The sequence below is a fragment of the Nocardia citri genome (assembly GCF_054065835.1).
The window spans coordinates 333,326-345,737 of the sequence record NZ_JBSUQM010000003.1 but is presented as its reverse complement, the minus strand read 5'-3'; the positions used below and the strand labels follow the sequence as shown (position 1 = coordinate 345,737).

Below are 12,412 nucleotides of genomic sequence, written 5' to 3'. Positions count from 1 at the left end.
GCCGGGCAAGTGGCCAAGAACAGAGGCAGGACCTCTGGCCGCGGCCCCGATGGATGACAACGCTGGTTCCGGTGAATACAGCCGAGCACCTCCCGAGGAAAGCCGCCTGATCCCGAACCAGACACGAGTCGGTCCGTCCACGGCGCCCGGCCCGGGAGATGGTCGTCTCACCTCCTCACTGTCAGCTCACCAAGCCGAATTCCAGGGCAGCCAGCCGAAGCGCCAGATACTTCGAATAGGTACGCGACATGGCCATGTTTCCGCCGTGAGTCCACAGGCCGGGGTATCCGGAGTCACTCCAGAGCGAACCGATTTCGCCCCGCTCCTGGTCGATCCCCCAGATCGGCTTGCACCGGTCGGCCACTTCGTCGCCGAGCAGTTCCCGGATGCCGTCCCGCATGTTGCGGTACCCGGTCGCCAATACGACGAGGTCGGCTTCGATTTCGGTGCCATCGCCCATAACCACCGCACCGGGCTCGAATCCGACGACATCTCCCGAGACCAGGGCTACCTTCTTCTCGATGAGCAGTCGCGAGGCGCCCTGATCGAAGTAGAAGCCGCCAGCCTTGGTAATACCACGCCCCGGCCCCTCATTGTTGAGCTTGAATCCCACCGAGCGCAGCCCGTCGAGCAACTCCTTGTCCAGGGTCGCGATGTGCGCGGCCAGGCCGGGGCTCATCCGGACCGACAGCGGGAACGGAATCGATGCGCCCCACAGGTCGGCGTCCTCGACATTCTCACCGGGCCCATAGCCGTCGTTGAGCAGCGGTAGCCCCTCGGACGTGCTCATTACCCAGGTGCTGCTGCGCTGCACCATTGTCGTGTCGGCACCCTGTTCGTAGAGGTCCTGGACGATGTCGTGGCCGCTGTTCCCGGCACCGACGACGATTGCCTTCCGGCCCGCGAACCTCGCCCCGCCCGGGAACTCGGCCGAATGATAGATCTCACCCGCGAAGCGATCCCGGCCGCGAAGTTCGGGGATGAACGGCGCGTTCTGCATGCCGGTCGCCATCACCAGATGCCGGGGATGCAGCGTACGAGTCTGTCCGTCGCCGCGGACGAGCTCGACCGTCCAGTGTTTCCGCTCCGTATCGTAGGCCGCGGCGGTGATCTGGGTGCTGAGCCACACCGGGATGTCGAGGTGGTTCGCATACGACTCGAGCCAGTCGGCGATCTTGTCCTTCGGGGAAAGGATCGGCCAGGTATCGGGGAACGGCAGGTACGGCAGTTGGTTGTTCCAGTAGGTGTCATGCAACTGCAGGTTGCTGTAGCGATTGCGCCAACTGTTGCCGAGCTGGTCGGTCCGGTCGACAACGAGGGAACGGATTCCGAGCCGCTGCAAACGCGCCGAGAGGGTCAGTCCCGCCTGGCCTGCGCCGACGATCACAATCGGCGGCTCCGTATCAGCGAACTCCGCCGAGATGGTGCGGCCATGTGCCCACGGAACGCGGCCCGGCTCGGCGTTCGTGTAGTGCGCCTCGTGCAGCGACCGCCAGTTCGTCAGCGACTCCTCGTGCCCTTTCAGTTCCCGCACTGCGGTGAGCAGAGTCCAGGCCCTCCATGCCCCGTCGTCACGCACCAGCCGGACCACCCCGCGACCCACGGCGACCGGCGAATCGAACTCGAAGATCGACTCGATGGTCGGGTTGCCGTTGTCGCTGCGGCCCGTCTTCGGTGTGGCGCCCGCAGGCAGTCGGAAACCGGTCAGATGGCGCGCCGCCGGCCACTCGGAGATCCCACTCGCAATGGCGTCGCGCCCGTTGAAGGTGCGCAGATCCCAGGTGAACGACAGCAGATCGCGCCACCACCCATTGCCGGTGAACAGCGCGGTCACGTCGGCGGTAGCACCGGAACCGAGTGCGTACTGTACGGTGCCCAGCCAGCCCGAGACCACCGCCGCAAGCTGTTCTGTCGTGGCGTCGTCCGGGTCCAGGCACGAATCGACCCTTGTGCCAAGCTCGGAAAGACCCGAATTCGCGGTCATTGTGATCTCCTCGATCGATACTTCGGAATGTTCTGCGACCGGCACCGGCCGTGCTACGGTCGCTCGGCGCGGCAGGCGCGGCGCAGCGCATCAGTGCTGCGCAGCCCAACCCGGACACCTACCTCGGTGTCCGCGCCGAAGCTGAGGAACGAATGGAATGCGCCCGGTACCGCCTGCAACTCCACGGGCACCCCGGCGCTGGACAGGCGCAGCGCGTATTGGGCGGTCTCCTCCAGGAACAGGTCCAGCTCACCCACTACGAGGTAGGCAGGCGGGAGTCCACTCAGGTCGGCGCACCGGGCAGCGACCGCGTACTCAGCCGCCTGAGCGGCGCCCGGCTGCCCGCCCAGGTAGCTGCGCCAGCTGTAGCTGTTCGACTTCCGGGTCCAGACCAGCGCACCAGCCCAGGACGGGAGATCCGAGCGCACACAGGTTCGGTCGTCCAGCATCGGATAGGTCAGGTGCTGGAACACGATCGGATACTCGCCCCGATCGCGCGCCAGTTGACACAGGCAGGCGGCCAGGCCGCCACCCGCGCTTTCGCCTTTGACCACGATCCGGGCCGGATCGACGCCGAGAGCGGTGGCGTTCTGGCTGACCCAGGCGAGCACGGTGTAGCAGTCATCGAGTGCCGCAGGGAAGCGATTTTCCGGCGCCAGCCGGTAATCCACAGCAATCACCACGCAGTCGAGATCGGCCGCGATCCTCCGGTTATCTGGGTCGACGATGGCTGCGCTACCCATGACCAGCCCGCCGCCGTGGATTTGGATGACGGCCGCCCGCGCGGTACCGATGCCGGCCGGGGTGTGCACCACCACCGGGACCTCCGCCGCGGCGTTTGCGGCCCGCGCGACGCGGGCGCTCGTCGTCACCGCGAGCTGATCGGGCCGCCGGACCCGGCTACGCGACAGCGCGAGCCGCGAATCGGCGAGCGACTCGTCGTCCAGGTCGAACTCGGGGATGAGCGCGAGCACCGGCGCCAGCTCCGGGTCGACGTACGGGGAGCCGGGAACGGCAGTGTTACGCAAGGATTCCCCCGTCCACCGTGAGTTCGGCCGCGGTCACAAAACTCGCCGCGTCCGAGAGCAGGAACGCCACGGCAGCGGCGACCTCATCCGGCGTGCCCATCCTGCCGAGCGGTGTCTGCGCGGTGAGCAACGCATTCGTCTCCGGCGGGTTGTTCGCGAGGATGGGGGTCTCGATAATGCCGGGGAATACGCAGTTGACCCGGATACCCCGATCCGCCAAGTCGCAGGCCGCCGCTCGGCTCATGCCGCGCAACGCCCATTTGACCGCGGTGTAGGCCAGCCGTCCGCGCGCGCCCCGCAGGCCCGCCCCCGAAGAGATGTTGACCACCGAGCCTTGGGCGCCGCCCCGGACCGTATCGGCGAAGGCCCGCATGCCCAAGAACGGCCCGAGCTGATCGACCCGGTAGTGCAGGTCGAACATCTGCTGTGTGGTCTCGGTCAGGGTTTCGGGGATGTAGACGGCCGCGTTGTTGACCAGGCCGGTGACCGTGCCGAAGCTGTCCAGCGCCGCTTTCATCACGGTGTCCCAGCCGTCCTCTTCGGCGACGTCGTGCTGCACGAACCGGGCGGCCGGTCCGAGTTCCGCGGCGACCACGCTCCCGTTCGGATCGATATCGGTGAGGATCGCCGACCCGCCGGAGCGGACCACCCGCTCGGCGATCGTGGCACCGATCCCTTGCGCGGCGCCGGTCACCACGACGACCGCACCGGTCAGATCGATCGCGCCCACACCGGCGAGCGGTCGAATCATGTTGCTGCTCACTGGAACTCCATTCCGGGGAAGCCACCCGCGACCACTGCCGAACAATGCTCGACGAAGGAGTTGAATCCGCCCGCGTAGGGAATCAGGTAGCGCTCGCCGTCCTGGCCGACCTGCACCATGTAGCTCGCCGCCTGGCGTCGCAACAGCGGCTCGGCGATCTCGTTGGCATGCCGGGTCCACTCGGCTTGCGCCGCTTCGCTCGGCTCCGCCCGCGTGTGTCCGCGATCGGTCATGTGCGCGATCAGATCGCCCACCAGATCCAGGTGCTGGGTGTTGGCGAGGAACATATTGGCCAGTACCGACGGACTACCCGGACCGGTGACCATGAACAAGTTCGGAAAGCCCGTGGTCATCAGACCGAGATAAGTGGCGGGCCCGTTCACCCAGTGATCGGTCGGCCCGCGCCCTTCGTGATTCACGATGTTCGCTGCGTCGAGCGCACCGGTGAACGCGTCGAACCCCAGTGCGAAAATGATCAGGTCGAACTCGTACTCGACAGCGGTGGTCTCGATGCCGCGCGGCGTGATCCGGGTGATCGGCTCCCGGGACACGTCCACCAGCACGACGTTGTCGCGGTTATAGGTCTCGTAGTACCCGGAGCTCACGCAGACCCGGCGGGTCCCGATCGGATAGCTGGTCGGGGTCAGCGTCGCGGCCGTGTCCGGGTTCGCGACGATCTCCCTGATCTTGCCTCGTACGAAATCCCCCACTACGGTGCTGGATTCGAGGTCGACCGACTGGTCGGAGAAGGCGAAATTGATGGTCGCGCCGCCCTCGTCCCATCGCTCTTGGACGAGGCGCTGCTGTTCCTGCGGTGAGTATTCCGCGGCGGGCCCGGCCGGCGGCCGCGCCCGGATCCCGGCCGCCTGCCGGTACAGCGCGTCGCGAAACGCGTCGAAGTTCTCGAAGACCTGCGCCGCTTGTTCGGGGCCGGATGGGCGATTCCGGGACGGCACGGTGTAGGCGGGGGTGCGCTGGAACACGTGCAGACTCCCTACCCGCGGCGCGATCTCGGTGATCACCTGCACCCCGGAGGAACCGGTCCCGATGACAGCAACCCGTTTGCCGTCGAAGTCGACCCGATCGTGTGGCCAGTCCCCGGTCCGCACCCATCTGCCGCGGAAGCTTTCCAGTCCCGCGAACGGCGGATCGTGTGGCTTCGACAACTGTCCCGTCGCCATGACCAGGAACCTCGCGGTCACCCGGCGTGAACCGTTCACCTCGACGGTGTACCGGTGCCGCTCGTCGTCCCAGCGCGCAGCCGTCACCCGGGAATCGAATCGGAAGAGTTTCCGTACGTCGAGATAGTCGGCCACGTGATCGAGGTAGGCGAGAATCTCGGACTGGGTCGCGTAGCGCTCGCTCCACACCCATGATTTGACGAGGTCCCGGTCGAACAGAAAGTTGTATACCTGGCTTTCGACATCGACTCGGGCTCCTGGGTACCGGTTGTGGTACCACACCCCGCCGAACCCGGAAGCCGCCTCCAAGCCGAGGACGCGCAGTCCCTGGCTCGCGAGCCGGTGCGCGCCGTAAATTCCTCCCATTCCCGCGCCTACGACGACCACGTCGTAGTCACAACCGTCTACCTGAAGATTGGGTTCCACCATCGTATTGCCGATTCCTCACGTCACCTGTCCGGATTCCCGGTCCCGGCTGTTGGGTGAGTGCGACGGTAGGAACCGGTAGTGACGCACACAACAGTCGCTGGTCGGGCCGATTGGGGATCTCCACAGAACTGAGCTGAGCGAACGCGGGCCAGCCGGGTCCGGGCCGGCGCACTGCCCGCGTACCCGGACGCGATCACGCGGAGGTGAACCGCTCCCAGGCAGTCGCGCCGGCGGTGGCCGCGCCGTCCACCACCATCGCCGAGCCCGAGACGAAGCTGGCCTCGTTGCTGAGCAGCCAGGAGATCGCCGCGGCGATCTCGGCGGGTTGTGCCCAACGGCCCAGTGGCACAGTGCTTTCCATCTCGGCACGCCGTTCGGCGCCCCGGCCGTCCGCATCGAGCAGGTCCAGCAACGCCGTGGTCTCCACGAAACCGGGAACGATCGCGTTGATCCGGATGCCCTGTGGGCCGTACTCCCGGGCAGCACTGCGAACGAGACCGATGATGCCGTGCTTGGAGGCGGTGTAGATGGTCGAGCCGGGAGTGCCCCCGATGCCGTTGATCGACGACGTCATTACTATCGACCCGCCGCCCCCCTGATCGAGGAAGCACTTCAACACCCCGCGCAACCCGAGGTAGGCGCCGCGCAGATTGATACCCATGACCTTGTCGAAATCGTCAATCTCGCTGTCGGCGAGGAAGTTTGGCTTGTTGCCGATGCCGACGTTGAGATGGGCGAGATCGATCCGGCCGAACGCCTCTACCGTCCGAGCCAGATAGGCCTCGACGCCCTCCGGTGTAGAGGCGTCGCCCACGATGGCGATCGCCGAATCCCCGAGGGAGTCGGCGAACGACTTCAACCGCGCCTCATCGATGTCGACGATAGCGACCTGTGCCCCTTCCTTGACGAGCCGCTGCGCGACAGCGGCGCCGATACCCTGTGCACCGGCCGTGACAAGTGCGGCCTTTCCCTGCAAACCATCGAGTGGCATGTGCTCCTCCTCGAGCTAGTAGTGCCGTCGCGGTCCGAGTCGATGTCTCCACGGACCATCCGCGACGTCGGGACGTTATCCGGCACCGATGTGACCGGGAACACCCTTGCCCGGCAGGATCGGAAACTTCTCCAACAGCTCGGGGTCCGTACATCCCCATCGGCGGCCACGGCGGTTAGTGTCCGGTCGCCCGCGTACCCGGAGGAGATGAGGTCGCTCATGCCATCCAGCCGTCCTGTCGCAGTCGTTACCGGAGCCGCACATGGAATCGGTCGCGCGATCGCGTTGACCCTCGGCCGATCCGGCTTTTCCGTCGGGGTACTCGACCTCGACGAAGACGGCGCGAAGGCGACCGCCGAGGAGCTGTCCAGCTCGGGCGCGGGCGCGGTCGGGCTCCACTGCGACGTGCGCGCGGCCGAGTCGGTGCAGTCCGCGATCGCGGCGGTTCGGTCGGCCTTCGGCCGGCTCGACGCCGCCGTGAACAACGCCGGACTCGGGACCAAAGCGGTCGATCTCGCCGACCTCACCGAGGCGGACTGGGATCTTGTCCTCGACGTCGACCTGCGCGGGGTCTATCTGTCGATGAAATACGAGTTGCCGCTCATGCTGGAGACCCTGGAGGGGATCGGCTCGATCGTGAACATCGCGTCCGCCGTCGGCCTAGCCGGGGCCGCCGACAATTCGCCCGCGTACGTCGCCGCGAAACACGGCGTTGTCGGACTCACCAAATCCGCGGCGCTGCAGTACGCCACTCGGGGAATCAGAGTCAACGCGGTGTGCCCAGGAGTCATCGAAACCCCCGGACTGCAGCGCCGTCTGGCGCGTACCGGCGAGGAGGACCGGCGACAGCTGCGGGACAAGCAGGCCCTGCAACGCATGGGTGACCCCGACGAGGTCGCCGCAGCGGTGGCATGGCTGTGCGGTCGTACGGCCACCTTCGTCACCGGCACCGCGATTCCGGTCGACGGCGGCTGGACCGCGCGCTGACGGGGCCGGGCACCCGGGCGATCAGACCGCCTCGCCCCGGCCGGACGGTTCGGTCGCGTCCGCGCGCAGCAATTTGGACAGGATAGCGGCGAACTGTTCGGCCTCGTCGGCGCTGAGCACCGAGAAGAACTCGGCGTGCACCTCGTTCTGCGCGACCAGACTGGGGCCGATCAGTTCCGAACCTGCCGGCGTGATCCACACGGTGTGCTGGCGGCGATCCTGTCCCTTCGCCCGGTCACGCCCGACCAGCCCGCGCTTCTCCAAAGTGTTGATCACACCCGCGACGGCCTGCCGGGAGACACCGGTCAGCTTGCAGATGTCGCGGGTGGCCATCTCGCCGAAGATCCAGAGCATTGCCAGCACCCGGGAGGCTGCCTCCGGGCACCCGAAGCGGTCGTACACCGCGTCCGCTTCACGATGCGCCAGGTGGGTGAGCGTCCGCTTGAGATTGGTGGACATCCGCAGGGCAGCACGATCAATGCCAGGGTATCGCGCTGCCAGAACCCGGTCGATCAACTCATCCATCTCGTGTACCCCGACCGTCGACGCACGGGATTCACCGTTCGTCGGCCCTTGCTCGGTACGTAGGCCACGCGTCTTTGTCTGCACGATGGAGACCCCTCGGCTGTCGATATGGACAAACGCCCTTTCCGAGCGTAAACGATGCCGCCGCCGACTCGGCTAGCGTCCGCACGGAAGCGATGCCCGTACACCCCGCGGCGGCGGGTCCCGTCGTCGCTCCCCCGATCCACGCAGCACGAAGAGGCGACACGATCATGACCGCAGAGACGACAACCCAGGACGACATTGACTCATCATTCGACGCGACAGCCGAAGCGTCGCGGTGGCTACAACAGCTGGAGTGCTGCCTCCGAAACGACAGCGCGGCAAACATCGCCGACCTCTTCGCCGATGACAGCTGGTGGCGCGACCTTCTGGCGCTCACCTGGGATATCCGCACCTACCGCGGCATTGCGGGAATCACTCGGCTGATCGACGAATTCGCCGCGGCCACGAACCCCAGGAACTTCGCGGTGGAGGTGGGCAAGGAGCCCACGATCACCCACAGCGACGGCACCACCACAATCGAGGCCCTGCTGACCTTCCGCACCGACCGTGCCCACGGCCGCGGGGTAGTTCGGCTCCGCGCGGTGGCCGGCGGCTGGAAGGCCTGGACCATCGCGACGAGCATGGAGGATCTCATCGGGCACGAAGAGCGCCACACCTCCATCCACGACGTCACACTCCCCGAATACAACACCGCGATCCGCGGCCGGAAGACCTTCTACGAAACCCGTTCGGAGGAGCGCGAATTCGCCGATGTCGAACCAACGGTCCTGATCGTTGGCGCAGGCCATTCCGGCCTGATGCTCGCGGCGCGCCTCCAGCACCTCGGTGTATCGCATCTCGTGGTCGACAGGGAGGAACGTCTGGGCGACAATTGGCGCCGCCGGTACGCTGGGCTGTCTTTGCACGACACGTACTGGTTCTCTCGCTTCCCCTATCTCGAGTACCCGAGCAACTGGCCCTTGTACACCCCGGCCGAGTTCATGGGCGACTGGATCGAGTCGTACGTCACTCTGCTTCAGCTCAATGCGTGGGTGCGGACCGAAGTGAAACAAGCCGATTACGATGCGACCGAAGGTCGTTGGACTGTTGTCGTCGACCGGGAGGGTGCCGAGCGCGTCGTGCACCCCACCCATCTCGTGTTCGCAACCGGGCAGGCTGGTCTGCCGTACACTCCGGAGATCCCCGGCGCCGAAAGGTTTCACGGCGAGATCGTTCACTCCAGCGCATTCAGCGGTGGCCGCGACTACCCCGGCCGGAAGGCAATCGTCGTCGGCACCGGCTCGAGCGGCCAGGACGTCGCGCAAAGTTTCCATGAGGGCGGCGCCGCCGCGACGACCATCGTCCAGCGCGGTGGCACCTATGTGATGTCCGGCGTCAACGGCATCCCCATTTTTCACGGCGCGTACTGGACCGAGAACGGCCCTGAACTGGCGGACGCGGATCTGCTCAACGCGTCGATACCGTACCTGCTCGCGCTGGAGGAGCTGGGCCCCGCCGCGACTCGCGTCATCGCAGAACTGGACGCCGACATGATCGACGGCCTCACCAAGGCGGGCTTCGAAGTCGACTTGGGCAGGGGCGCGGAAGGAATGCTCGGCGCCGCCCTGCGCCGGGGCGGTGGCTACTACATCGATAAGGGCTGCGCTCAGCTGATCATCGACGGCACGGTACGACTGCAGCGCGGCGAGATCGCCGAATTCACCGAGACCGGCGTGGTCTACTCGGACGGCACCACCGAAGAGGCTGATGTCGTCGTATTCGCCACCGGTTGGTCCAACATGCGTGATATCGCGCGCCCCATCCTGGGCGACGAAGTCATCGAGCGCGTCACACCGGTGTGGGGCCTGGACGAGTACGGCGAACTCCGCAACACCTTCCGTCAGTCGGGTCACCCCAAACTGTGGTTCATCGCCGGATCGACCGGCATGGTGCGGGGCCACTCGAAGCACGTCGCACTGCAGATCCTAGGCGTGGAAACCGGAGCACTCGTGCAGACTCCGTGACCGCCTGCACTGGGAGCAGGTCTCTTCCTGCTCCCAGCGCGGCCCGCGCGGCGGGAAGGACCGTCCCCGCGCCATCGGCAAACTGTTCCAGCCTTCCGGGGACGAGACCGTCCCCGCCCCGCAGCGGAGATTTTGAATGAACACTGCCCCTGTTGTCATCGTCGGCGCCGGACATTCCGGTGTTTCGATGGCAATTGCCTTGCGCACCGAAGGGTTTCCGGGTGACGTCATCGTCATCGGAGCGGAGGCGCATCCGCCCTACAACAGGCCGCCTCTGTCCAAGAGTTACCTCAAAGGCGGCGACGACATCGCCATCCGGGAGCACGGCTTCTGGCGCGAGAATTCCATCCAGCTTCGACTCGGCGAAACGGTCGTGGAACTCGATACCCGCAGCCGCACCGTCCGGCTTTCCGGCGGGGAGGTCCAGCCGTACTCCAGCCTAGTGCTCGCGACCGGCGCTACCGCCCGGTCGATTCCCGCGTCGGTGCCCTATAACGTGTTCCGTTCGCTGAGCGACGCGGAATCGATCCGCCGGCAACTGGTCCCGGGACGACGGCTGTGCCTTGTCGGCGGTGGCTTCATCGGTCTCGAACTGGCATGTGCGGCACGGGCGCACGGCGTCGAGGTGACCCTGATCGAGTCGGCGCCGCAGTTGCTGACCCGTGCCATCTCAGCAACGATGTCGGATTATCTGGCGGCCCAGCAGGAACTGCACGGCGTCCGGTTGGCCCTCGGAACAGCAGTGCGCTCCATCCTCCCGGGCCGGGTCCTACTCGACTCCGGAGAATCGATTCCGGCCGATGCGGTCGTGGTGGGTGTCGGTGTTACGCCGAATGTCGACCTCGCGGCTGGAGCGGGACTCGCGGTCGGCGACGGCATCGTCGTCGACGAGTTCCTGCACACCTCGGCGCCAGGGGTGTACGCGATCGGTGATTGCGCTCTGTTCCCGTGTTCGGTCTCCGGGCGCGCGGTCCGCCTCGAATCCGTACAGAACGGCACCGACCAGTCGAAATACCTCGCCAAGGGCATCGTGGCAGGCCACTTCGCGCAGTCGTACCGTTCAGTGCCGTGGTTCTGGACCGAGCAGTACAAGCACAAACTGATGATCGCGGGATGCGCCCGGCCGGAGGACCGCACGGTGCTGCGTGGCACGCCAGGGACGGACGGCTTCTCGGTGTGTCGGATCGACGCCGCGGGCGCGCTCGTTGCGGTCGAGTCACTCGACTCGCCGCGCGATCACATCGCTGCCCGGCGGGTACTGGCAAATCCGGACCGCGCCGTGGTGGCAGCTGATCTGATCGCAGATCCGGATCGCCCGATCGATGCCGCGCTGATTCCCGCATGATCGCGGGTTTCGCTGGTTCGGTGCTCAACACCGAACCGGCGGAACGCACGACAGCTTCGATGATTTCGCGCGGATCGGCTACGTGTTCAGCTTCGGATCTCCGGTAGCGCCGCCGCCAACTCCCGCCACGCCGCGACCGGCGGTTCGCCCGGGACCTCGGACAACACCTGCACGGCAACATGATCTGCACCGGCGTCCAAATGTTCGTTCACCCGGGCGACCACGTTGTCGATGTCGCCTCGCACGACCAGCGCGTCGACGAGCCGGTCCGAACCACCATCGGCGAAATCGGCCGCTTCGAATCCGAGCGCACGCAGATTGTTCACGTAGTTGGGTTGAGACAGATACACCGACAGGAAGCGCCGGGCGATCGCCCTGGCCTTCGCCCGATCCGCCTCCACCACGACCGTCTGTTCCGGACAGAGCGCGGGCCCGGCACCCAGCACCAGGCGAGCACTGGCGGTGTGCGCGGGAGTCACCAGATACGGATGCGCGCCCGACGTCCGTGTTCCCGCCAGCTCGAGCATTTTCGGCCGGAGCGCCGCCAGGACGTATCGGGCCGATGTAGCCGGCGGCACCGCGGAGTATGGCGCGGCCGCGATCGCATCGAGGTACGCCCGCATCGCCGTGAGCGGCTTGCGGTAATCATGTCCTCGTATGCCCGAAACCACCGATCGGTGACTCACGCCGAGCCCGACGAGCACCCGTCCAGGGAAGGCTTCGGTCAGCGCGTTCGCCGCGCAAGCCGTCGTGATCGGATCGCGGGCCCAGATGCTCGCGATACCGGTCGCCGCCCTCATCCGTTCGGTGGCAGACAACAGCATCGATAGCTGGACGAACGGGTCCCTGCCCACCATTTCCGGTAGCCAGATCGATCCGAAACCGAGCGACTCGAGTTCCGCCGCCAGATCACGGACCTGGTCGATCGGCTGGAAATCAAAGACGTCCGTCCAGATTCCCAGCTTCGGAAGAGAAAGATCTGCGGTGTCCACAGTTGGGTTCCGTTTCTCGAGTGACCGCAGCGAGTTCGGTCGTGCTTGCGTCAAGAACGCCGGTCGCATCGCCGCCGCACCGGGCCGATACGCGGCTGCGGGAACGCCCGGCCGCCGGGTGCGGCGGCCGGGCGAAGAT

At 66.4% G+C, this 12,412-nt stretch carries 10 protein-coding genes; 3 read left to right on the top strand and 7 right to left on the bottom strand.

The features are described 5' to 3' along the window. Positions 1-181 precede the first annotated feature (181 nt). The 5 genes from ACW2Q0_RS07495 to ACW2Q0_RS07475 all read right to left on the bottom strand — a co-directional run bounded on the left by ACW2Q0_RS07495 (position 182) and on the right by ACW2Q0_RS07475 (position 6,376). Positions 182-1,984 (bottom strand): flavin-containing monooxygenase, encoded by a 1,803-nt coding sequence (locus ACW2Q0_RS07495; protein ID WP_457187540.1) that lies wholly within the window; start codon positions 1,982-1,984, stop codon positions 182-184. Positions 1,985-2,037: 53 nt separating this feature from the next. Then, entirely contained in the window at positions 2,038-3,012 is a 975-nt protein-coding gene (locus ACW2Q0_RS07490) for an alpha/beta hydrolase (RefSeq protein WP_457187538.1), read from the bottom strand. Beyond that, positions 3,005-3,775: an SDR family NAD(P)-dependent oxidoreductase gene (locus tag ACW2Q0_RS07485; RefSeq protein WP_457187536.1), complete on the bottom strand. Its 771-nt coding sequence runs from the start codon at positions 3,773-3,775 to the stop codon at positions 3,005-3,007. Before ACW2Q0_RS07485 ends, ACW2Q0_RS07490 begins: the two co-directional genes overlap by 8 nt. Beyond that, complete coding sequence (locus ACW2Q0_RS07480; protein ID WP_457187534.1) at positions 3,772-5,385, bottom strand: flavin-containing monooxygenase; 1,614 nt, start codon at positions 5,383-5,385, stop codon at positions 3,772-3,774. The genes ACW2Q0_RS07485 and ACW2Q0_RS07480 overlap by 4 nt, the downstream gene beginning before the upstream one ends. 193 nt (positions 5,386-5,578) lie before the next feature. Then, the gene (locus tag ACW2Q0_RS07475; protein WP_457187532.1) at positions 5,579-6,376 is read right to left on the bottom strand and encodes an SDR family NAD(P)-dependent oxidoreductase; all 798 of its coding nucleotides are present in this window, start codon (positions 6,374-6,376) and stop codon (positions 5,579-5,581) included. A gap of 219 nt (positions 6,377-6,595) precedes the next feature. Between ACW2Q0_RS07475 and ACW2Q0_RS07470 the strand changes: the two genes are divergently transcribed. Beyond that, positions 6,596-7,363 carry an SDR family NAD(P)-dependent oxidoreductase gene (locus ACW2Q0_RS07470; protein ID WP_457187530.1) on the top strand — a complete coding sequence of 256 codons (768 nt, stop codon included), beginning with the start codon at positions 6,596-6,598 and terminating at the stop codon, positions 7,361-7,363. A 21-nt stretch (positions 7,364-7,384) separates the two neighbouring features. On the opposite strand, the gene ACW2Q0_RS07465 is transcribed toward ACW2Q0_RS07470, so the two are convergent. Further along, on the bottom strand, positions 7,385-7,972 hold the full coding sequence (locus ACW2Q0_RS07465) for a MarR family winged helix-turn-helix transcriptional regulator (protein WP_457187528.1): 588 nt from the start codon (positions 7,970-7,972) through the stop codon (positions 7,385-7,387). Between the two features lie 167 nt (positions 7,973-8,139). On the opposite strand from ACW2Q0_RS07465, the gene ACW2Q0_RS07460 reads away from it, so the two are divergent. Together ACW2Q0_RS07460 and ACW2Q0_RS07455 are read left to right on the top strand one after the other, a co-directional pair. Continuing rightward, the gene (locus ACW2Q0_RS07460; RefSeq protein ID WP_457187526.1) at positions 8,140-9,936 is read left to right on the top strand and encodes a flavin-containing monooxygenase; all 1,797 of its coding nucleotides are present in this window, start codon (positions 8,140-8,142) and stop codon (positions 9,934-9,936) included. Positions 9,937-10,072: 136 nt separating this feature from the next. Continuing rightward, positions 10,073-11,281: an NAD(P)/FAD-dependent oxidoreductase gene (locus ACW2Q0_RS07455; RefSeq protein ID WP_457187524.1), complete on the top strand. Its 1,209-nt coding sequence runs from the start codon at positions 10,073-10,075 to the stop codon at positions 11,279-11,281. Between the two features lie 86 nt (positions 11,282-11,367). Here ACW2Q0_RS07455 and ACW2Q0_RS07450 read toward each other — a convergent pair whose 3' ends face one another. Next, entirely contained in the window at positions 11,368-12,273 is a 906-nt protein-coding gene (locus tag ACW2Q0_RS07450; RefSeq protein ID WP_457187522.1) for a TIGR03620 family F420-dependent LLM class oxidoreductase, read from the bottom strand. Between the last annotated feature and the right edge of the window lie 139 nt (positions 12,274-12,412).

What these genes read in the sequence shown, in the direction of transcription:
- ACW2Q0_RS07455 (WP_457187524.1), top strand. Translation starts at nt 10,073, where the DNA reads ATGAACACTGCCCCTGTTGTCATCGTCGGCGCCGGACATTCCGGTGTT.
- ACW2Q0_RS07480 (WP_457187534.1), bottom strand. Translation starts at nt 5,385, where the DNA reads ATGGTGGAACCCAATCTTCAGGTAGACGGTTGTGACTACGACGTGGTC.
- ACW2Q0_RS07460 (WP_457187526.1), top strand. Translation starts at nt 8,140, where the DNA reads ATGACCGCAGAGACGACAACCCAGGACGACATTGACTCATCATTCGAC.
- ACW2Q0_RS07475 (WP_457187532.1), bottom strand. Translation starts at nt 6,376, where the DNA reads ATGCCACTCGATGGTTTGCAGGGAAAGGCCGCACTTGTCACGGCCGGT.
- ACW2Q0_RS07495 (WP_457187540.1), bottom strand. Translation starts at nt 1,984, where the DNA reads ATGACCGCGAATTCGGGTCTTTCCGAGCTTGGCACAAGGGTCGATTCG.
- ACW2Q0_RS07470 (WP_457187530.1), top strand. Translation starts at nt 6,596, where the DNA reads ATGCCATCCAGCCGTCCTGTCGCAGTCGTTACCGGAGCCGCACATGGA.